Origin of the sequence: Mucilaginibacter sp. (genome assembly GCF_025362475.1) — a bacterium.
Taxonomy (GTDB): Bacteria; Bacteroidota; Bacteroidia; order Sphingobacteriales; family Sphingobacteriaceae; genus Mucilaginibacter.
The window spans coordinates 1-19,638 of the sequence record NZ_JANYGH010000074.1 but is presented as its reverse complement, the minus strand read 5'-3'; the positions used below and the strand labels follow the sequence as shown (position 1 = coordinate 19,638).

24 protein-coding genes are annotated in these 19,638 nt (G+C 40.5%); 16 read left to right on the top strand and 8 right to left on the bottom strand.

Annotated elements, in window-relative coordinates; translation table 11 throughout:
* A partial coding sequence (locus Q0R88_RS25840; protein WP_295721451.1) for a circularly permuted type 2 ATP-grasp protein occupies positions 1-545 on the bottom strand: 545 nt, incomplete at its 3' end.
* 524 nt (positions 546-1,069) lie between these two features.
* Here Q0R88_RS25840 and Q0R88_RS25835 point away from each other — a divergent pair.
* Positions 1,070-1,828 carry a hypothetical protein gene (locus tag Q0R88_RS25835; RefSeq protein ID WP_295721449.1) on the top strand — a complete coding sequence of 253 codons (759 nt, stop codon included), beginning with the start codon at positions 1,070-1,072 and terminating at the stop codon, positions 1,826-1,828.
* Between the two features lie 18 nt (positions 1,829-1,846).
* Here Q0R88_RS25835 and Q0R88_RS25830 read toward each other — a convergent pair whose 3' ends face one another.
* Entirely contained in the window at positions 1,847-2,710 is an 864-nt protein-coding gene (locus Q0R88_RS25830; RefSeq protein ID WP_295721447.1) for an AraC family transcriptional regulator, read from the bottom strand.
* A 113-nt stretch (positions 2,711-2,823) separates the two neighbouring features.
* On the opposite strand from Q0R88_RS25830, the gene Q0R88_RS25825 reads away from it, so the two are divergent.
* Together Q0R88_RS25825 and Q0R88_RS25820 are read left to right on the top strand one after the other, a co-directional pair.
* On the top strand, positions 2,824-3,810 hold the full coding sequence (locus tag Q0R88_RS25825; RefSeq protein WP_295721445.1) for a zinc-dependent alcohol dehydrogenase family protein: 987 nt from the start codon (positions 2,824-2,826) through the stop codon (positions 3,808-3,810).
* Between the two features lie 343 nt (positions 3,811-4,153).
* Positions 4,154-4,522 carry a hypothetical protein gene (locus tag Q0R88_RS25820; RefSeq protein ID WP_295721443.1) on the top strand — a complete coding sequence of 123 codons (369 nt, stop codon included), beginning with the start codon at positions 4,154-4,156 and terminating at the stop codon, positions 4,520-4,522.
* Positions 4,523-4,575: 53 nt separating this feature from the next.
* On the opposite strand, the gene Q0R88_RS25815 is transcribed toward Q0R88_RS25820, so the two are convergent.
* The 4 genes from Q0R88_RS25815 to pdeM form a co-directional block, all read right to left on the bottom strand.
* Positions 4,576-5,361 (bottom strand): succinate dehydrogenase/fumarate reductase iron-sulfur subunit, encoded by a 786-nt coding sequence (locus tag Q0R88_RS25815; protein ID WP_295721441.1) that lies wholly within the window; start codon positions 5,359-5,361, stop codon positions 4,576-4,578.
* 120 nt (positions 5,362-5,481) lie between these two features.
* Positions 5,482-7,416, bottom strand: a complete 1,935-nt coding sequence (locus Q0R88_RS25810; RefSeq protein ID WP_295721439.1) for a fumarate reductase/succinate dehydrogenase flavoprotein subunit — start codon at positions 7,414-7,416, stop codon at positions 5,482-5,484.
* Between the two features lie 98 nt (positions 7,417-7,514).
* Positions 7,515-8,297: a succinate dehydrogenase cytochrome b subunit gene (locus tag Q0R88_RS25805; protein ID WP_295721437.1), complete on the bottom strand. Its 783-nt coding sequence runs from the start codon at positions 8,295-8,297 to the stop codon at positions 7,515-7,517.
* A gap of 160 nt (positions 8,298-8,457) precedes the next feature.
* On the bottom strand, positions 8,458-9,123 hold the full coding sequence (gene pdeM, locus Q0R88_RS25800) for a ligase-associated DNA damage response endonuclease PdeM (protein ID WP_295721435.1): 666 nt from the start codon (positions 9,121-9,123) through the stop codon (positions 8,458-8,460).
* A 131-nt stretch (positions 9,124-9,254) separates the two neighbouring features.
* Between pdeM and Q0R88_RS25795 the strand changes: the two genes are divergently transcribed.
* From Q0R88_RS25795 to Q0R88_RS25740, 12 genes are all read left to right on the top strand, one after another.
* The gene (locus Q0R88_RS25795; RefSeq protein ID WP_295721433.1) at positions 9,255-9,659 is read left to right on the top strand and encodes a hypothetical protein; all 405 of its coding nucleotides are present in this window, start codon (positions 9,255-9,257) and stop codon (positions 9,657-9,659) included.
* Between the two features lie 164 nt (positions 9,660-9,823).
* Complete coding sequence (locus Q0R88_RS25790) at positions 9,824-10,243, top strand: cobalamin B12-binding domain-containing protein (RefSeq protein ID WP_295721431.1); 420 nt, start codon at positions 9,824-9,826, stop codon at positions 10,241-10,243.
* A gap of 12 nt (positions 10,244-10,255) precedes the next feature.
* Positions 10,256-11,038: an enoyl-CoA hydratase-related protein gene (locus Q0R88_RS25785; RefSeq protein ID WP_295721429.1), complete on the top strand. Its 783-nt coding sequence runs from the start codon at positions 10,256-10,258 to the stop codon at positions 11,036-11,038.
* Positions 11,039-11,774: 736 nt separating this feature from the next.
* Positions 11,775-12,377 (top strand): hypothetical protein, encoded by a 603-nt coding sequence (locus Q0R88_RS25780; RefSeq protein ID WP_295721427.1) that lies wholly within the window; start codon positions 11,775-11,777, stop codon positions 12,375-12,377.
* Positions 12,378-12,552: 175 nt separating this feature from the next.
* Entirely contained in the window at positions 12,553-13,983 is a 1,431-nt protein-coding gene (locus tag Q0R88_RS25775) for a sigma-54 dependent transcriptional regulator (protein ID WP_295721424.1), read from the top strand.
* Positions 13,984-13,986: 3 nt separating this feature from the next.
* Positions 13,987-14,196 (top strand): hypothetical protein, encoded by a 210-nt coding sequence (locus tag Q0R88_RS25770; protein ID WP_295721422.1) that lies wholly within the window; start codon positions 13,987-13,989, stop codon positions 14,194-14,196.
* 164 nt (positions 14,197-14,360) lie between these two features.
* A complete protein-coding gene (locus Q0R88_RS25765; RefSeq protein WP_295721420.1) occupies positions 14,361-15,404 on the top strand; it encodes an AI-2E family transporter in 1,044 nt (347 codons plus the stop codon).
* Positions 15,405-15,558: 154 nt separating this feature from the next.
* Positions 15,559-15,825: a YtxH domain-containing protein gene (locus Q0R88_RS25760; RefSeq protein WP_295721418.1), complete on the top strand. Its 267-nt coding sequence runs from the start codon at positions 15,559-15,561 to the stop codon at positions 15,823-15,825.
* Between the two features lie 73 nt (positions 15,826-15,898).
* On the top strand, positions 15,899-16,249 hold the full coding sequence (locus Q0R88_RS25755) for a phage holin family protein (RefSeq protein ID WP_295721416.1): 351 nt from the start codon (positions 15,899-15,901) through the stop codon (positions 16,247-16,249).
* A gap of 5 nt (positions 16,250-16,254) precedes the next feature.
* Positions 16,255-16,701, top strand: coding sequence for a hypothetical protein (locus Q0R88_RS25750; RefSeq protein WP_295721414.1), 447 nt, complete (start codon positions 16,255-16,257; stop codon positions 16,699-16,701).
* A 70-nt stretch (positions 16,702-16,771) separates the two neighbouring features.
* Positions 16,772-17,422 (top strand): tRNA (guanosine(46)-N7)-methyltransferase TrmB, encoded by a 651-nt coding sequence (gene trmB, locus Q0R88_RS25745; protein WP_295721412.1) that lies wholly within the window; start codon positions 16,772-16,774, stop codon positions 17,420-17,422.
* A gap of 8 nt (positions 17,423-17,430) precedes the next feature.
* On the top strand, positions 17,431-17,763 hold the full coding sequence (locus Q0R88_RS25740) for an MGMT family protein (protein WP_295721410.1): 333 nt from the start codon (positions 17,431-17,433) through the stop codon (positions 17,761-17,763).
* Positions 17,764-17,805: 42 nt separating this feature from the next.
* Here the strand turns inward: Q0R88_RS25740 and Q0R88_RS25735 are convergent, their stop codons facing one another.
* Together Q0R88_RS25735 and Q0R88_RS25730 are read right to left on the bottom strand one after the other, a co-directional pair.
* Entirely contained in the window at positions 17,806-18,162 is a 357-nt protein-coding gene (locus tag Q0R88_RS25735; protein WP_295721408.1) for a VOC family protein, read from the bottom strand.
* Positions 18,163-18,220: 58 nt separating this feature from the next.
* Positions 18,221-18,598: a VOC family protein gene (locus Q0R88_RS25730; RefSeq protein WP_295721406.1), complete on the bottom strand. Its 378-nt coding sequence runs from the start codon at positions 18,596-18,598 to the stop codon at positions 18,221-18,223.
* Between the two features lie 192 nt (positions 18,599-18,790).
* Here Q0R88_RS25730 and Q0R88_RS25725 point away from each other — a divergent pair, with 192 nt between their 5' ends.
* Positions 18,791-19,135: a carboxymuconolactone decarboxylase family protein gene (locus Q0R88_RS25725; protein WP_295721404.1), complete on the top strand. Its 345-nt coding sequence runs from the start codon at positions 18,791-18,793 to the stop codon at positions 19,133-19,135.
* The last annotated feature ends 503 nt before the right edge of the window (positions 19,136-19,638 follow it).

Genomic DNA, 19,638 nt, shown 5'->3' with positions numbered 1-19,638 from the left:
AGGATATAACTTACACCACTTGGCGTACGCAGGTTATCTTCCTGGTTATAAAATGATCCATCATTATTACGGATTAGATCAATACCGGAGATATGAATATAAATATCGTAAGGCACAGGAAAATTATGCATCTCCCGCAGGTAATGCGGGCAGCTGTAAATCATTTCAGCAGGCATTACACCATCTTTTATGATAAATTGGCTGCTGTAAATATCTTTTAAAAAGAGATTAAGTGCCCGTAGCCGCTGCTTAATGCCTTTCTCAATAAAGTCCCATTCAGATGCTGTAATGATACGCGGAATTATATCAAAAGGAAATATTTTTTCGATGCCCTCGCCGCTGTTGTACACGGTGAAGGTGATACCCTGGCTCATGAACAGGCGCTTGGCCAGCTCTTCCTTTTTGTTGAGATCATCGGCCGATTCTTGTGAAATATATTCAATTACCTTACGATAATGCTCGCGAACATTGCTGTCCGAGCCGTACATTTCGTCCCAAACACCTTCAATAGGGTTATATTTATCAAAATAAGCTGATTCCTGCATAAAAAAATGATGAAAATGTAAAAGTTACTAATCAGTTATTTTTAAAAATGTAATTTATGAAGTGTTTTTGATAAAAAAGCAAATTATTTTGATTTTTTTGTGAATATTTTAATTGATTTTTCATTTTTAACAGGATTTAGGTATTAATATGGTAAATAATACGAGTAAATTTAACTCATAACGGCTGTTTTGTTTGGATAAGATATCAATTATTAACCGGATTAAAGCTATATTATTCTCTTTATGCTCATTCAAATTGTCAGAAACTCCTGCTTTTTATTGGGGGTAGCGTGTTGTTACTCATTGTAGTTAGGTCAAATCAAAACAGATTAGCAAAAAACTAAATAGGTAGTCAATGTTTTGGCTTTTGCACAAATTATAAATTGAGATCCAGCAAGGTGATTTCTTAAATAATGTCCTGATTATAAGATTTGTATCAAATATTATATTTAAATTAGTTGGAGGGTTATTGTAAGGAAGTGCCAATTATTTTACCCTGATTCAAACGTAGGTGGGTTTTGAATATGAAAATCGTATGGAGCATAGTTATTTTCCTGGCAGGGTGCCTTCAGGCATTGGCGCAAACTACTGTTCTGGCCGATAATCCCGATGATGGGTGCAAAATTAAGTTCGAAAAAATCAAAGTAAAAATTGACGACAGGCGAAGAAAGTACGAATTTAATGTGCAGGAATACAAGGATGGCCTGTTCTGCAGTGAGTGCCGGCGAACTAAAAGCGAAATTGAAGAACGGGTAAATATTAGTTTTGCCCAACACATAAAAGATGGTGCAGCCCATAACAGGCATGCTATAGCCACCCGGCAAATGTATGATGATCTTTATACGGAGTACATGACCGACTTTAATCGCTTTAAGGAAGAGTATGACGATAAATATAACGATTGCGGTGGCGACGCCGCTCAGATACCGCTGCAAACAATAACTAACCAGCAACTGCAATTATATACCAGTAAACTTAGTGGCGATACAAGCTTTTATAATTCAGAAGTTGAGGTATTCCGTATCGATTATAATTTTTATTATGCCTGGGCCATAAGGATTAGTATTGTTAAATGGCAAATTATCAGTGGTTTTGAATCTATTCAAGTAGCAAAAAAAAGCTATCGAAGAGGGATGAATAGCACAAGCAATAGTATCACACAGGCAGGCAATATGTTAAATAATTATTTAAACACTTTGGCCGATAAACAGCAGGCTGGGTTTTTGAATATAGGTTTGCAGTCGCCGGTATGGCCATTGAAGGGCGTATTGGTGGCTAAATAACGGAGGCTTTTCTTTTAATCAAACCATTGCCGTTAATTTTTCTTTCGCTCCCATCTTCCGGAAATCAGATGGATTTACATGTTTATATTTTTTAAAGATCCTGTTAAGGTGACTTTCGTCATTAAAGCCAAGTTCATTGGCAATTTCGGCCATGCGCATATTGCTATGAAGCAAACGGTTTTCAATTAGTTTGATCTTGTAATTGATGATATACTGCTGCATGGTTTCGCTGGTATGTTTTTTGAAATAGCGGCCCAGATAGGTTTCGGAGATCCCCATTTTATCGCTCATTACTTCTGCCTTTAATTTTTCGGGGAAGTAGATATTTGCCTGGATGTACTGCAAAATATTCAATGCCTTTTCTTCGGTTGTTTCGTCAACCTCCTGGGGCAAGCTAAAGGCAATGTTGCGGGTAACAATCATGATAACCGTGTATATATACTGTTGCAATAGCTCTTTGCTATATAGGCCATGATTTAAATGCTCGGTTATTACAGCATTCATTATAGATTTCATAACCGGCCGGTCATCATAATTTTTGATTACACAGCCCGGCGCCTGGTTAGCATTTTTTAAAATAAATTCCAGGTTTTTCAGCATCTCACCGGATAGGTTGTGCTGTTTAATATAATCTAAATTGAACCGGATAAACAGAAATTGTGTGGTAGTTTCAATAGTAAAATAGTGCGAATCATTGGGCGTAAGTAAAAACAAATGTCCCGGTTTATAGGTAAATTTACTTTGGTTGATGCACTGCTTACCTGTGCCGCTCACAATATAAATAAACTCAAAAAAACTGTGCGAGTGCATGTTACGGGGGCATACATCCATAGGTTCTCTGAGTACTATCTCAAACGGCTGATACAGGTTATCTTTTACCATAGTATAAATGTACAATTATTACGAAATATTGTGCAAGGATTTGGGTTCTGTTCTTGCATAATTTTACATCGCTAAAACAAAATTGAACGATGAAAACTAACCACCTAACAACAATGAAAGCGCTTGTATTAGAAGCTGCCAATACTCCATTTAAACTTACAGAGGTTGATCGGCCGGTTGCCGGCGCGGGCCAGGTTCTGGTGCGTATAGTGGCCAGCGGCGTAAGTCCGCTTGATAATAAAATCCGGACAGGCGGCGGCGCGCATGCAAAGCAGGCTTTACCCGCTATTTTAGGGATGGACCTTGCCGGAATAGTAGAAGAGGTTGGTGCCGGTGTTACTAATTTTAAACCTGGCGACGAGGTTTATGGTATGGCAGGTGGCATCGGCGGCCTGCAGGGCACTCTTGCCGACTATGGCGCATTTGACGCCGACTTGCTGGCTATAAAACCGGGCAACCTTAGTATGCGCCAGGTAGCTGCGCTGCCATTGAATTTTATTACCGCATGGGAAGGCCTGGTTGACAGGGCTAAAGTAAGCGTAGGGCAAAAGGTGTTGATTCACGGTGGGGCAGGTGGCGTAGGGCATTTGGCCATACAAATAGCCAAAGCTTATGGCGCCGATGTTTTTGCAACCGGCAGCGCAACCCAACAGGGATATATAGAAGGCCTGGGCGCCACTTTTATTGACTACCGGACGACCACTGTTGATGAATATGTAAATAAATATACCGGAGGCGATGGTTTTGATATTGTGTATGATACCGTTGGCGGCGCAACGCTTGATGCATCATTTAACGCCGCACGTTACTATACAGGCCATGTATTAAGCAGCCTAGGTTGGGGCGAGCACAAGCTGGCGCCACTATCATTCAGAGGCGCAACCTATTCAGGCGTATTTACGCTCATGCCAATGATCACCGGAAAAGGCCGTAAACATCATGGGGACATTATGCGGGCAGCTACCAAACTTGCCGAAGCAGGTAAACTACAGCCTTTGGTTGATGAAAGGAAATTTACCCTGGCAACAGCACAACAGGCGCATGAGATCATAGAAAATGGGAAAACCATAGGGAAGTTGGTGGTGGATGTGATAGAGTAAGCATTTCTTTACCGTCATTGGCTTTTAAAAAAAAAAACTGTTTGTCATCCTGAACGCAGTGAAGGATCTATTATTCGCCATACTTCTTCGCCCTGTACAGTTTGCGAATAGATCCTTCACTGCGTTCAGGATGACAAACTTTTCAAATGTCATGTCCCTTTCAGTATTCTCCGGATTTTAAAATCCCAAATCACGATTTTAAAGGTGAATCTTAACTTAACAGGTCCGAGAAAACTCCCGGGCCTGTTAATATTTCTGAGCAAAACAGTCTTAGGGGATATGATAGAGTAATTGAATTTTCAAGGGGAATATGTATGTTTAACGGCTAAGTAATAACAGGCAAATGCATATCCTCAAAGACTTTAAAATTATTTTCCCCGGTGGATACGGTGAAGCCGATGAATTGATGGATAATATCGACATCAACATTATTCTCAAAAATGGGGACGTGTATTTTGCAACAGCATTTACTTTGCAAAACATTGGGACCCTCATGAGCAGGGATGATGGTTCAGTATTTTGGGCTACTGATATGTTTATTGTAAAAAATATAACTAAAACAACCTTAAGAGATGCTGTTGCTGAACTAATAGCGCAAGGAAACTATATTTCAGATGCTTTTACGTGGATTGGTACTATGGATAAACAATATCCAGGGAAAACGTTCGACGATCTGCCCGACATGGCAGATGGTTTTAATATTTCTAATTAACAAAACAGGCCTGGAAAACTCCAGGCCTGTTAATATTTGCAAGCAAAACAGTCTTAGTGTTTGTCTTCGTGGATCTCTTCTTCTCTAAACAGCTTAGCACTGAAAAAATCATTGTTCATACGGGCAATATTGGTCAGCTTAATTTCTTTAGGGCATTCAGCCTCGCATGCACCAGTGTTGGTACAGCTACCAAATCCTTCTTCGTCCATTTGGGCAACCATTGATTGTGCACGGCGGTAACGCTCTGGCTGGCCTTGCGGCAACAAGCCTAACTGGGTAATCTTTGCTCCAACAAAAAGCATGGCCGAAGCATTTTTACATGCAGCAACGCAGGCACCGCAACCGATACAAGTTGCAGAGTTAAATGCTTCATCCGCAATAACTTTAGGGATAGCGATAGCATTACCATCGGGTACACCACCGGTATTAACTGATACATAACCACCAGCTTGCTGGATCCTGTCGAAAGCAGAGCGATCAACAGCTAAATCTTTTACAACTGGGAATGCTGATGCGCGCCATGGCTCAATAGTAATGGTTTCACCATCATGAAAAGTACGCATGTGCAGCTGGCAGGTAGTAACACCTCGCTTAGGCCCATGTGGGTGACCATTGATATATAACGAGCACATGCCACAAATACCTTCGCGGCAGTCGTGATCAAAGTTGATAGGCTCGTCGCCTTTGTGGGTTAAACTTTCGTTAACAACGTCAAGCATTTCCAGGAATGACATATCAGGCGAAATACTTTCGGCCTTGTAGGTCACAAATTTGCCCGATGTTTGAGCGTTTTTTTGACGCCATACTTTCAGCGTCAGGTTCATATTTCCGTTACTCATCTCTTTAAGATTTTGTATCAAATGTTTTGTTGTTAGTATCAACTCGCAAGTATCAAGTATCAAGATTTTTTTGCTTCCGTCCTGAAACTTGATACTAACTAATTGCTACTATATCGCTACTTACGCGTAATTTCTTTGCGATAGATGAACTGATTCAAATACCAATGCTTCTTTATGTAGTACTTCTGGCTGGTTTTCACCTTTAAACTCCCAGGCTGCCACAAACGCGAAGTTTTCATCGTCGCGCAGTGCTTCGCCATCGGCAGTTTGTGATTCAACCCTGAAGTGACCACCGCATGATTCGCGGCGCATCAAAGCGTCATCAACCATCAGTTCGCCCAGTTCAATGAAATCAGCAATCCGGCCCGCCCTTTCCAGCGAAGCGTTTACTTCTTCGTTTTCGCCGGTCACGATAGCATTTTTCCAGAAATCAACTTTCAGTGCCTGGATCAATCCTTTAGCTTTTTTCAGTCCTTCTTCTGTACGGGCCATTCCGCAATATTCCCACATAATATGGCCAAGGTCGCGGTGGTATTCGTTAACAGTTTTATTGCCTTTTAAAGCCAACAGTTTATTGATATATGTAATTACATCCTGTTTGGTTTTCTCAAAAGCAGGGTGTGAAATATCAACCTTTTTAGGGCCAATTTTTGCCAGGTAATCACCAAGTGTATAAGGGATTACAAAATAACCATCAGATAAACCCTGCATCAAAGCAGAAGCACCTAAACGGTTAGCGCCGTGGTCAGAGAAGTTACACTCACCTAAAGCATATAATCCCGGTACATTGGTACTCAGGTTATAATCAACCCAAAGGCCGCCCATTGTATAGTGAACAGCAGGGTAAATACGCATTGGCTGTTTGTATGGGTTCTCGTCGGTTATCTGGATATACATATCAAACAGGTTACCATATTTGGCTTTCACTGTTTCTTCGCCCAAACGTTTAATGGCATCGGCAAAGTCAAGGAAAACCGCGAAGCCTGAGCCTCCTACGCCTTTACCTTCTTCAATCATTTCCTTGGCGTTACGTGAAGCCACGTCGCGCGGAACAAGGTTACCAAACGCCGGATATTTACGTTCAAGGAAGTAATCACGATCGTCCTCTTTTACCTGGTCGGCCTTGATAGTGCCTTTACGCAATTGCTCAGCAATCTCCACAGTTTTTGGAGCCCAAACGCGTCCATCGTTACGTAGCGACTCGGACATCAGCGTAAGCTTTGACTGGTGATCGCCGCTTACCGGGATACATGTAGGGTGAATTTGTGTATAGCATGGGTTGCCAAAGAAAGCGCCACGTTTGTGTGCCCTCCAGGCCGCAGTTACGTTTGAGCCAATGGCATTTGTTGACAGGTAGAAAACATTGCTGTATCCACCGGTACATAACAATACCGAGTGGCCTGCATGTGTTTCAATAGCGCCGGTGATCATGTTGCGGGTAACAATACCTTTGGCATGGCCATCTATGGTAACAACATCCAACATTTCGGTACGGGTGTACATTTTAACTTTACCGGCGTGTATCTGGCGGTTTAATGCCGAGTAAGCACCTAAAAGTAATTGTTGTCCGGTTTGGCCACGTGCATAAAACGTACGTGACACCTGCGAACCACCAAATGAGCGGTTATCCAGCAAGCCGCCGTATTCGCGTGCAAAGGGAACACCCTGTGCAACACATTGGTCAATTATATTAACAGATACTTCGGCAAGGCGGTAAACGTTACCTTCGCGGGCACGGTAGTCACCACCTTTTATAGTATCATAAAACAAACGGTAAACACTGTCACCATCGTTTTGGTAGTTTTTTGCTGCGTTGATACCACCCTGTGCTGCAATGGAGTGTGCACGACGGGGACTATCCTGGAAACAAAAAGATTTTACGTTATAACCAAGCTCGGCCAATGAAGCCGCGGCTGATGCGCCTGCCAAACCCGTACCTACAATAATGATATCGTATTTACGCTTGTTGGCCGGGTTAACCAGCTTCAGGTCAAATTTATGCTTGCTCCATTTTTCGGCTAATGGGCCTTGAGGAATTTTAGCATCTAAACTCATTTCTTTTATAATTTTATATTAGTGAGTAGTTGATAGGGAAAATTGTGCAAGGTTTTAATCAATTTACAATTCAACTTCATCAACCAAATCCAACTTAATTAACCTCTGTGCATAAAAAAGTAATACACCGGCATCGCTGCAAAAGCCAGCGGAATAATTACCGCAAAAAACCAGGTGCCTACTGCATACACTACAGGTGTGTATTTACGGTGTACCCAGCCCAACGTGCGGAAAGCACTCTGGAAACCATGTAGCAGGTGGAATGATAAAGCACCCATGGCAATTACGTAGAATATAACATACCATAAGCTGCTAAAGCTTCTAACCACGCGTGCATGCAGGTCTTTCACCCTTACAATTTCCACATCGTTTACAACAGAAACTGATTTGTTGAACTCGGCATAGCCAGGGTTGTAATCAACATCTGTAGTCACGCCGGTTTTCAGGTCGGTACGGTACTCTTTAAAGCCCATGGTTTTATCGTTATGATAACTGAACCAGAAATCGCTCATGTGAATAACGATGAATAAAAACAGGATTGAACCAAGCAGTCCCATGTTTTTTGACGACCATGTTGCATCTGATTTTTGTGCTACAGCATAACCTACAGGGCGTGCCTTGCGGTTTTTAACTGTTAAAATAATTGCGTACAACGCATGTACCAGGATAGAAAGGTAAAGCAGGTATGCAATAACTTCGATAGGTGGAAAATGTGTTAAAAAATTGGCATACACATTAAAACCAAAACCATTATCGTTGCTAAATAACAACAGGTTGCCCCCAAGGTGTACTATGATAAAAGTACACAAAAACAAGCCTGTTAAAGCCATGATAAGCTTTTTTCCCAGCGATGAGTTAAAGGTTTGTTTAATTTCGCTCATTATGAAATAGATTTATTTTGGCAAAAGTATTTATTAAATGCCAAAAGATATAAATGGATTCGGCTTATTAGCGGCTAAAAAGTTATTTAGAATCAATCTAAGAAATTACAGTGCAATTACACGGTAATTATGATTAAAATGAGGGTTAAAGCAGGGAGAATTAAGCAATTGCTATTACCTTATCTTTTAAAACGGCAAATATTTTATCGTTTTGGGCGCTGCGGATAGCCACTCTGCCGGTAAACTTGCCGAAAGAAGGTAGTATAGCCTGCCTGCTGCCAAAAGCAAAACAGGGTAGGGTTATGCTTTGCCTGCCACGGCCGCTTAAGTTTATGCCGGGGTGAATATGACCACAAAAAACATAGGCAGCGGCGTTTTGCAGCTTATCATCAGGTAAAGGATGGTGGAGCATCAGGAACGGTGCGATCAGCAGTTCATTATGTAGTTCGATGTTAAGTTTTTGGTAATGGCTGTCGGCAATAATATCATGGTTGCCTTTTATGAGGATAATCTGTATCTGCGGGAACTGACTGCGCCAAAGGATGAACCAATCCCAATCGTTATTCATATCGCTATGAAACAGATCGCCCAGGAACAATAGTTTCTCGGGTTTGTGTTCGTGGATGAGATCAGATAGGGTAGCCAGGTCGCTTTGCTCCATATCGCGGGGCACGGCTATGCCGGCTTTACGAAAATGCCCCACCTTACCAAAATGCACATCGGTAATGATTAAAGCTTTTTGCTGTTGCCAGTAAATGGCTTTTTGTGGGAGGAGTAAAAGATCTTGTTCAAGCAAGTTGAAAGTTGTGGCCTCACTGATCATCATAACAGGGCAAAGTTAAAATTTATTTTTTGAGATGTTTCCAGGCCGTTACTAAGCCAATAAATAAATGCTGTTTTATTTAACAAGCTGTAGCACAAGTGCTATACTTATCGTAATGATATAAAAATGATTTTATGAAAGCATTTAGCCTACTGTTTTTATTCGCCGGCCTTGTAGTGGCGGGCGGTTGCAAAAAGGATAACGTAACATCGCAAAAGCTTCAGGGTAATTACACAGGCAGGCTTGTGACCCAGGGTGTTCAATCAACACCGACCGTTATTGATTTTAAAGTAGAAATCACAGGCAATAATTACCACGCTTTTCCTACTACCGGATTGTTGCCATTGAGCAGCAAAGGAACCTTTGCCTTAAATAATAACGATCAGATAGCTTTTACAGATAGCCTGGTGCACACCGCTAATTTTAACTGGAGTCTTTTATTAAGTGGTACTTATTCTGCAGAATATAAAGGAGACAGTTTAATACTGGTTAAAGGTGGTGATGGCTATAGTTATACCTACCGGCTAAAAAAACAATAAATTGCCTGTTCAGTTTGCCTCAGCTTGTTTGCTCCCGAACATTCAATGACCAATATCAAAGATGAATTTTAATTAATCATCAATTTCGATGTGCGGAGCTCTAAATTCAGTATTCGGTATTATCTTTCATTCTTATTACTTTTACGGCAACCAATCCGGTTTACATGAGTAATACCTTTAACCGACCCATCCGCGTTTTAGTTGCCAAAGTAGGGCTTGACGGGCACGACCGCGGCGCACGCATTATAGCTACGTCGCTGCGCGATGCCGGTATGGAAGTAATTTATACCGGCTTGCGCCAAACGCCCGAAATGGTGGTGAATACCGCCCTGCAGGAAGATGTGGATGCCATTGGTATTTCCATATTATCAGGAGCGCATATGACGGTTTTTCCCAAAATACTCAAGCTTATAAAAGAGAAGCAGATGGATGACGTGCTTGTTACCGGTGGCGGGATTATCCCAAATGATGATATGATGGCCCTGAAAGAGCAGGGCGTAGGTGAACTTTTTCCGCCCGGAACCAGCACGCAAGACATTGTTAAATATATAACGGATTGGGTGCATAAGCACCGTAACTTTTAAATAGCTATTGCAATGGAATTTCAAAATTTGTTGATCACCAATCAAGATCGTATACAGTATATTACTATCAATAGGGAAAGTAAGCTCAATGCGCTCAACAAAGCCACCCTTGCCGAATTGCATACCGCATTTTTTGATGCATTTAATAACCCGGCTGTTGGCGGCATTATTTTAACCGGGGCAGGAGCAAAGGCTTTTGTAGCCGGCGCCGATATTAGTGAATTTGCCGACCTGGCAGTTGATGGTGGTACCGCGCTTGCCCGCAATAATCAAATTGAAGTTTTTGACCAGATTGCCAATGGCAGTAAACCCGTACTTGCGGCTATAAACGGGTTTGCATTGGGAGGAGGCCTTGAGCTGGCCATGGCATGCCATATCCGCGTGGCTGCCGAAACGGCAAAAATGGGCACGCCCGAAGTTACCCTGGGATTAATTCCGGGGTATGGTGGTACCCAGCGCTTACCCCAATTGGTTGGCAAAGGCAAAGCCTTAGAGATGATTTTAACAGGCGACATGATCAATGCGGCCGATGCGCTTTATTATGGATTAGTTACCCATGTGGTTGCTCCGGATGCGTTGTTGGAAAAAGCCGAAGAGTTAATGAAAAAAATATTGCTTCGCGCTCCTTTAGCCCTTGCTGCTGCTATCCGGTCTGTAAATTCCGGTTTTAATGATGGGGTAAACGGATTTGAAACCGAAATAGAAGAGTTTGGAAAATGTTTCGGTACAGAAGATTTTAAAGAAGGTGTTGCCGCTTTTTTAGGGAAACGTAAAGCAGAATTTAAAGGGAAGTAATAGCCTCAAGGGAAGCAGATTTTTATTAGCCCATAGCACAAATTAACCCCGATGTCATTTCGATTGAGCTCGGGAAGGGATAGTGAGGTGGGGCGAAAGAGAAATCTTATGCAAGATGCTAAGCCTGGATACTATCTTATATTAGGAAATGGTTTGTTTATATATAATTATATTCTAATCATCGCCTCTTCATCATTCAGGAAAGTCCAATGTTTCTACAGGCTTTAAAGGTACAACTTGTATAGTTCCTGAATATCAAAAGATCTTTATTCGAAACAGTGCACGTAGACTTAGCATGTCGCATAAGATTTCTCTTTCGCGCCGCGCTCATTCCTGTCCCTGCTCAATCGAAATGACATCGGGGTTAATTTGTGCTATGTGGTAATTAATATCCCCCTCTGATTCTCTCAACAAACAAGAACCACAAAAAAGAATCGCGCAGCTTTTTTTTCTCCAAATTTCAATCTAAACTGAAAAAAAGATCAATTCACGCAGAAAACCCCTTTCTGTGCCTTGAAGTCCAATGTTAATTCTGTGTTAATTTTGACAGTAAAAAGGCAATTGTAATCCCATTTGACAATAGCCTGACCATGGTACCCTTATGGTCAGAAAATAAAATACTATTAATCAATTGATTAAATACTCGTGACTTTGGGATGAAAAATCATATATGATTTGGTGCTTTAATTTGCCCTGTGTTTAAAACAAAAACAAATATCAAAACACAACAATTGTTATGAAAAATTCATTCAAAATTTCAGCTTTAATTTTAGCTTTTGCCGGTTTAGGCCTTGGCGCATCAGCTCAAACAACAACTACCACAACAACTACTTCTACTACAACTACTACCCCGGGCGGTATCCGTTACAGCATTGGTGTTGATGCAGGTATACCTGTAGGTAACTTTAAAGATAACTACAAATGGAACTTAGGCGGTTCGGTACAGGCAGATATCCCGGTTTACAAAAACCAATTGTTTGTAACTGTTAATGCGGGTTACAATAACATTTTTGGTAAAAAGAATATTGGTGGTGTTGCTAATGCAGATGTAACTGATTTTCATTTAATACCTGTAAAAGCTGGTTTAAAATTCTTCCCTATCGAAAACTTTTATGTTCAGGGTGAAGCAGGTGCAGCCTTTTTGTTAAACAAAAGTGATCTTGGCTATACTAAATCAACCGCGTTTGTTTATGCTCCGCAAATTGGTGTTCAGTTCCCTGTAAGCAAAAGCAGCTTTATTGATGCCGGTGTACGTTACGAGGCTACTACCAAGTATGCTACTGGCGTTGATGCCAGCAAAGTAAACTTTATTGGTGTACGTGTAGCTTACGGATTTTAATATCGATCCTACTTATACCTATTAAAGAGGGAGGCCAGATTTGGTCTCCCTTTTTTGTTCTCTGACATTTTTTTAACCTGTGGACAACTATTATTCAACAAAACATCCTCAAATTAGCAACATTGTTTGTAACTTAACGCCTTTAATACATTTACCATCACCTGTTATAACTGATATGAAGAAAATCCTCATCATTGATGATGAAGTTAATGTGGGCTTATTGCTATCTAAATTTTTAATACGCAATGGTTTTGATGTAAAGACCGCGACAAGCGGCACAGGCGGAATGGAGGCACTTAAAGAAAGCGAGTACAACCTGGTGCTTTGCGATTTTAGGCTGGAGGATACCGATGGCCGCGAAATGTTGCGTAATATAAAAATGCATTATCCCAAAACGGGTGTTATTATTATTACAGGCTACTCGGATATAAAAATGGCTGTCGAGCTCATTAAAATGGGAGCCTATGACTATATCACCAAGCCTTTGTACCCCGACGAGATATTAAATACCATTAATAAAGCCTTTGAAACCCATTACGCACTGGTCGAAGAGTCGGGAAATGCTGTTACGGTAGTTGCTGATAAATCAAAAAGCAAGGAGAACAAAAAGCAGGTTTTTGCAAGTGAGTTTGTTGCAGGTGTCAGCAAAACTTCCAAGGAGCTTTTGCGGCAGATTGAATTGGTTGCGCCAACCAATTACAGTGTGATTATTTTGGGCGAAAGCGGTACCGGTAAAGAATCGGTAGCCAAAAGCATCCACTTGAACAGCCCGCGTCATAATCAGCCCTTTATAGCTATGGATTGCGGCTCATTAACTAAAGAGCTTGCTGCAAGTGAGTTTTTTGGTCACGAAAAAGGATCATTTACCGGAGCGCTGTATACAAAAATAGGTCACTTTGAAATGGCTAATGGGGGCACTTTGTTTTTGGACGAGGTAGGCAACCTATCCTATGAAATTCAGGCTGCCTTATTGCGTACCGTACAGGAGCGTAAGGTTAAAAGAATAGGCAGTACTAAGGAGATTGATCTGGATGTGCGCATTATTATAGCCACTAATGAAAGTCTGCAGGAGGGTATACAAAAGGGAAGATTCAGGGAAGATCTGTACCATCGCTTTAATGAGTTTACCATATATATGCCGCCTTTGCGCGAACGTGGTAATGACATCATGCTGTTGGCCGATCATTTTTTAAGAATAGCAAACAATGAATTGGGGCGTAATGTAGATACTTTTTCGCCAGAAGTAATTGATTGTTTTATGAATTACCGCTGGCCGGGAAATATCCGCGAGCTAAAGAATGTGATCAGGAGGGCGGCTTTACTTGCCGAGGATAGTGAGATTACGATGAAGGCATTGCCTTTGGAGATATCAAACTTTAAAACACCATCGTTTGAGCACTCCCATAATTCTAATTCAATACCACATGATGCGCCGGAAATAAGAGAAAATCGTCATGATTTGAAAAATGCGGCACTTGAAGCAGAATATGAAACCATTATAAGGGTTTTAAGAGAAGTGAACTTTAACAAGACCAAAGCTGCCGAGATATTGAAGATAGACAGGAAAACGCTGTATAATAAAATGAAAGCCATCAACCTTAAATAAAAGATGGATTTACTACAAAATCAGGGGACAGGTGAGGATGAAAACCTGCGCAAGTTAAAGCACGACATAAAAAATCAGCTTTCAAACATTCACCTTGCGCTTGAACAGCTAAAGTATGAACTGCCCGATATCAGCGAGGATTGCATGTTTTATATTGATACTATTTCAACAAGTTCGACCAAAATAAATGACCTGTTAAACGATACTCATTAAATTAAATACAAAGGATATTCTTTTAAAAACGCCAAAACTTTTTGGCGTTTTTTTGTTTAATATGGAAGAGAATTAAGATATAGGAATCAAGAGATATTGGTTTTGGTGCTTTTTTCTACCCGGATTCCTGACTTTAACCTTTTGATTCTTTAGCTAAGCCTTTAATGTCAATTTTTAATTATAAGCAGCGCAACAACATCATCCTGGCAAGCATCATTATATTGGGGTGCTTTTTGCTTTACGCGCTTAGCGGTTTGTTTAGCAGCATACTTGGCGCCATTGTACTATACACTATTTTTAGGCCTTTGTATATTAACCTGTCCGATAAAAGGGGCTGGAACGGCTCGCTGGTAGCCCTGCTCATTATTTTTACCTCCCTTATTATTATTGTTATCCCTTTTCTTACGCTAAGCATTATGGTGGTAGGGAAAATATCGAGTATAAATATCAAAGATCTTCCTATTGATCAATGGACTTCAAAAATAGATGCTTTTGCGGGTGCAAACCTCAATCAGCCACACTTTGCCGAAGATACACTTCAAAAACTGGGCAGCATTGGCGCAGGTTTGTTCCCATCCATATTAAGCAGCGCGGCCAGCATTATTATTACATTGCTGGTTTTGTACTTTATTTTGTACTTTATGCTTACACAGATGAGTGAGTTTGAAGCCGGATTGCTCAAATATGCGCCTTTTCGTGAACAGCACGCGTTAAAATTTGCAGCCGCCCTGCGCGATTCTACCTATTCTAACGTTTTAGGACAAGGAATAATAGCCCTGACACAGGGTGTGCTGCTGGCTAACGGCTTTTTGATATTTGGCATACCCGACCCGGTATTCTGGGGAGTTATAGCTGTATTTATTTCGTTTTTACCGGTTGTGGGCGCGCCAACATTGTGTATTCCGGCAAGTATAGTTTTATTTGCACAGGGCCATAACTGGCAGGGAGTTTTGTTGCTGGCTTATGGCTTGTTGTTTATTGGCAACGTTGATAATTTTCTAAGAATGATCATTAACAAACGCATAGCCAATACGCATCCTATTATATCTATCGTTGGGGTATTCATCGGAATTCCTCTTTTTGGAATTTTGGGCTTGGTTTTTGGTCCGGTTTTGTTATCTTACTTTTTATTGTTACTGGAGATTTATGAAACCAACCGTTTAGCTGCCGACCGACTGGAAAGGATACGTACAGTGCCAGAAAACTGACAGGTATAATGCTCACTTTTGTAAACACAGTATCAAAAACACAATAAGTAAAAAAACTATTTATACAGAAATTGTATACAAATAATACAATTGATGATATTTGGCAAGGTATTTAGTATTAATCAATCAATGTTCAACTTTAAATTATATTCCAATGAACGATAACACAAAAGTAGTTGTTGCTTTACTTGCAGGCTTGGCGGCAGGAGCAGCTTTAGGTATTTTATTTGCTCCGGATAAAGGGGACGAAACACGCGATAAACTTACAGAATCATTAAAGAACCTTGGCGACTCTATTAAAGAAACCGCCGCGGCAGAAATTGATAACCTTGTTGGATTCAAAGACAAGGTAGTTGAAAACATTAAATCAAAGATAAGGGGTGCCGAAGAAGAGTACCAGGACGATTTGGAACATGCATAATTTTAAATTGCCCGGATAATTCATTTTGTGTGAATTATCCGGGATTATAAAATTATAAAACAAACAAACACCTATGGAAGCCCAAAAAGAAACACCACCACCATTACCACCCATTATTGATCAGTTAAAGGAATACGCTGAAACGCGTTTTAAGCTTTTAAAATATCAGGCAATAGAGGGGGGGACTACAATTTTTTCAAGCGTTATTACCGACGTTATTGTTGCAATAAGCATGTTACTGGCTTTTATATTTGCCAGTTTTACACTCGCTTTTTATTTAGGTGATCTGTTTCAATCATTGTGGGAGGGCTTTGGATGTGTGGCCCTTATTTATTTAATAATCGCCATTATTATAAAGCTTAATAAACGTGCTTTTGAAAAGCCTTTGGCTAACATCTTTATCCAGAAAATATTTAAACGGTAGTCACAATGAGTTATAAAATAAGAAGTATAAACGATTTGCAGGACGAGATTTTCAGGCTGAAAACATTAGAGAGTCAGCAAAGCTTTGCATTAAAGGCGCGTTTTAGTAGTCCTTCTGCCATATTTTCATCTGTTCTGTCAATGTTTCCGCGCTCTGTTGATAGTGATGGTGTGCGTAGTTCAGGGCTTTTTCATCCGGATATTATAAACCTTATTTCGCGGTTCGTTATTCCCTTAACCCTAAACAAAACCATTTTTAAAAACTCCAATTTTTTAATTAAAACATTGGTAGGGCTGGTATCACAAAAAGCATCAAACTACGTTAACGAAAATTCGGTTTCGGGCATTTGGGGTACAGTAAAGGGGATTTTTGAAAAATTCACTAAAAAAAAATCAACGGAAGATTATAAGCCCGAACCTTACAAAAAACCGGCAGCCGGGGCAGCAGTTTAAAGCTATTTTAAACCGCGTTCTGCTCAATTAACATAAAAACCTATTTTTGCACTTTATTTTTAAATATAAAGTGGGAAAAGATAAGTTAAAACGCTTTGCTGAGATTGATACTTTTAGTAATGTATTACAGTTAGATGCCGGTAAACCTTTTAAGGGACAATGGAATACCGGTTTTTTCAATAACAACAACCCTGTAGTTTTGGAACTTGCCTGTGGTAAGGGCGAATACACCGTAAACCTGGCCAATTTATTTCCCGATAAAAATTTTATTGGTATTGATTATAAGGGTAACCGTATATGGCGCGGCGCTAAAACCGCTATCGAAGATAGTGTAACCAATGTTGCCTTCCTGAGGATACAAATAGAGAACCTGCTGGATTACTTTGCCGATGGAGAAGTTGATGAAATTTGGATCACCTTCCCCGATCCGCAGCCGCAGTTAAGTCGCGAAAAGAAACGCCTCACATCGCCACGCTTTTTAGATAAGTATATTGAAATCCTAAAACCATCTGGCTGCGTTAACCTTAAAACGGATAATGACGACCTGCATGCTTATACTGCCGAAAAGATAGAAGAGCTAAAACTGAAACTGCACGCTAAAACCGAAGATCTATATCATTCGGAATATGCAGATGAGGTTTTATCCATTAAAACTTACTACGAGAAAAAATATTTAAAAGATAATAAGAACATTAACTACCTTAAGTTTTCTTTTGCGTAGGTTAATCAATGGAAGATATCAATTTTTTCGATAAAGTTTACCATGTTGCCCGGCTGATACCTAAAGGCCGGGTAACTTCTTATGGTGCTATTGCCTCATACCTGGGCACCAAAGGCTCCTCGCGCGTGGTGGGTTATGCCATGCAGGCGGCTGGCAGGGTTAATCCACCGGTACCGGCACATAGGGTGGTTAACAGGCAGGGCTTGCTCACCGCTAAATTTCATTTCGGCGGTAGCACCATGCAGGAGATGCTGGAAAGCGAAGGCGTAAAAGTAGTTGACGACCAGGTTCAGGATTTTAAAACGGTGTATTGGGATCCTAATATTGAACTGGCGTTGTGATTGAGTCGACATGGATAAAACGTCTCCAGTACCAATTATAACTTAAATCATCTCCAGCAACTCTATCCTATTCCCAAACGGGTCAATAAAAGAAAAACGCTCCCTCCCCGGAATCACAGGTTCTTCCAGAAATTCCACTCCATTACTTTCCAGGTGTTTACGCGCAGATGCAATATCGGTTATTTCAAAAGCATTATGCCTTGAGGTACGCGGCATGGCTTCTTCTGTACTCAAATGCAGCTGAATATTGGCGATATTAAACCAATAACCTTTAGAGGTAAACTTAGGCCGTTCAATTGGCTCGAGACCTATGATATCGTTATAAAAAATTCTCGCCTCTTCCAGGCGTTCCAGGGGTACTACAATCTGGAAATGGTCGGCACGTTTAAAGTTGATCATTGAAAAGAAGATAAATTACCGTTATTGCTGATGATGAGTTGCAAAAAAGTTGGAGTTATTACTCATCCTCCGCAAAAGTCAGCACATAATTGTTATTATCCTTGATAGAAAATTCGGTAGCCCCATAAAAAGTGGTTTCCAGTCCTTTAATTACAGGTACAAGCTCTTTTATCCCCTCAAAAAAAGTGCGGATGTTTTTAAGTTTGATATATAATAGCATGGAGGCTCCATCCTGCCGGCTGATATCGGGCAGTTCCTCGCCCAGACTGGCCATGGTTTGAAACATAAACGTAACATTACCTTTGGCCATCATAGCCCACACCAGGTTGTTGCCGGTTTCGGGCACGGTAACTACCAGCTCGAAACCCAGCAGTTGGTAAAATTTAATGGTTTCGTTAATATCCTTAACAAAAATATTGGGTGATAAACTTTCCATGTTTTCTTTGATTATGCGGTAAAAATTTAAATAAAATTCTTGAGATAAAAATAAAGATTTATAACTTTAAATGCTAAATAAATTAGTAAAATTGTAGGGTAAATGGCTAAAGGTAATTTTATAAATTATTTGAGGCAATCACCGATTCAAATTTGCTATTGTTAAGGCATTCAATAACTTAATAAATATAAAGTGGGAAAATTAATAGAAGAATTTGACACCTATCGTTCTAAAATGAACGACAGGATAATGGAGACTGCTAACACCAACATCAAACGCTTTTTCGCGCTTGATACCACCAGTTACGCCGATGGAGCCCTTGATGTAAAAACCAAAGAAATGCTGGGCCTGGTTGCCAGCATGGTGCTGCGTTGCGATGACTGTATTAAATATCACCTGGGCAAATGCTTTGAGGCTGGTGTAAAGCACGATGAACTGAACGAGATATTTATGATTGCCAACCTGGTAGGAGGCTCCATCCTGATACCGCATTACCGCCGGGCAGTGGAGTATTGGGATGAGCTGAATGAGGTTTAGCTGAATGAGGTTTAGCGAGTTGGGATTGTGGGATATATTTAGATAGTTTAATTTAAAACAATCTCTATAATATTAAATAAATGTACATCCAGAACGTCATTATAAGAATCCATCAGGTGTAAACCTGAAAAAAATGGTGATGACGTATAGTAAGTGCGACTTTTCGTAGAGACGCATATTTGCGTCTCCAGCTATACAGAGCGGATTTGCATTTCCGACTTGCACGCGGGAGACGCAAATATGCGTCTCTACAAAAAAATAATATTGGTAATCAATAACTTACATGGAGGTCATTATAAGGAATGAAGCAATCTCTAAGCTTTACAAAGCAAACAGAAGGTCATAGTTTCTTGTCCTGCGTGGGGATTGCTTCGTGCCTCGCAATTGTAAAGGTCAACTAATTCGGTAACAGAATTAGCTTTAAGGAATAAAGCTAAATGTTATGCGAAACATTAACAATGACCTTACATTAAAGCGGAACTACCTGAATAAGTATCGTTTTC

Coding starts and splice junctions, on each gene's coding strand:
- Q0R88_RS25835 (WP_295721449.1), top strand. CDS start 1,070: ATGAAAATCGTATGGAGCATAGTTATTTTCCTGGCAGGGTGCCTTCAG.
- Q0R88_RS25830 (WP_295721447.1), bottom strand. CDS start 2,710: ATGGTAAAAGATAACCTGTATCAGCCGTTTGAGATAGTACTCAGAGAA.
- Q0R88_RS25825 (WP_295721445.1), top strand. CDS start 2,824: ATGAAAGCGCTTGTATTAGAAGCTGCCAATACTCCATTTAAACTTACA.
- Q0R88_RS25820 (WP_295721443.1), top strand. CDS start 4,154: ATGCATATCCTCAAAGACTTTAAAATTATTTTCCCCGGTGGATACGGT.
- Q0R88_RS25815 (WP_295721441.1), bottom strand. CDS start 5,361: ATGAGTAACGGAAATATGAACCTGACGCTGAAAGTATGGCGTCAAAAA.
- Q0R88_RS25810 (WP_295721439.1), bottom strand. CDS start 7,416: ATGAGTTTAGATGCTAAAATTCCTCAAGGCCCATTAGCCGAAAAATGG.
- Q0R88_RS25805 (WP_295721437.1), bottom strand. CDS start 8,297: ATGAGCGAAATTAAACAAACCTTTAACTCATCGCTGGGAAAAAAGCTT.
- pdeM (WP_295721435.1), bottom strand. CDS start 9,123: ATGATGATCAGTGAGGCCACAACTTTCAACTTGCTTGAACAAGATCTT.
- Q0R88_RS25795 (WP_295721433.1), top strand. CDS start 9,255: ATGAAAGCATTTAGCCTACTGTTTTTATTCGCCGGCCTTGTAGTGGCG.
- Q0R88_RS25790 (WP_295721431.1), top strand. CDS start 9,824: ATGAGTAATACCTTTAACCGACCCATCCGCGTTTTAGTTGCCAAAGTA.
- Q0R88_RS25785 (WP_295721429.1), top strand. CDS start 10,256: ATGGAATTTCAAAATTTGTTGATCACCAATCAAGATCGTATACAGTAT.
- Q0R88_RS25780 (WP_295721427.1), top strand. CDS start 11,775: ATGAAAAATTCATTCAAAATTTCAGCTTTAATTTTAGCTTTTGCCGGT.
- Q0R88_RS25775 (WP_295721424.1), top strand. CDS start 12,553: ATGAAGAAAATCCTCATCATTGATGATGAAGTTAATGTGGGCTTATTG.
- Q0R88_RS25770 (WP_295721422.1), top strand. CDS start 13,987: ATGGATTTACTACAAAATCAGGGGACAGGTGAGGATGAAAACCTGCGC.
- Q0R88_RS25765 (WP_295721420.1), top strand. CDS start 14,361: ATGTCAATTTTTAATTATAAGCAGCGCAACAACATCATCCTGGCAAGC.
- Q0R88_RS25760 (WP_295721418.1), top strand. CDS start 15,559: ATGAACGATAACACAAAAGTAGTTGTTGCTTTACTTGCAGGCTTGGCG.
- Q0R88_RS25755 (WP_295721416.1), top strand. CDS start 15,899: ATGGAAGCCCAAAAAGAAACACCACCACCATTACCACCCATTATTGAT.
- Q0R88_RS25750 (WP_295721414.1), top strand. CDS start 16,255: ATGAGTTATAAAATAAGAAGTATAAACGATTTGCAGGACGAGATTTTC.
- Q0R88_RS25740 (WP_295721410.1), top strand. CDS start 17,431: ATGGAAGATATCAATTTTTTCGATAAAGTTTACCATGTTGCCCGGCTG.
- Q0R88_RS25735 (WP_295721408.1), bottom strand. CDS start 18,162: ATGATCAACTTTAAACGTGCCGACCATTTCCAGATTGTAGTACCCCTG.
- Q0R88_RS25730 (WP_295721406.1), bottom strand. CDS start 18,598: ATGGAAAGTTTATCACCCAATATTTTTGTTAAGGATATTAACGAAACC.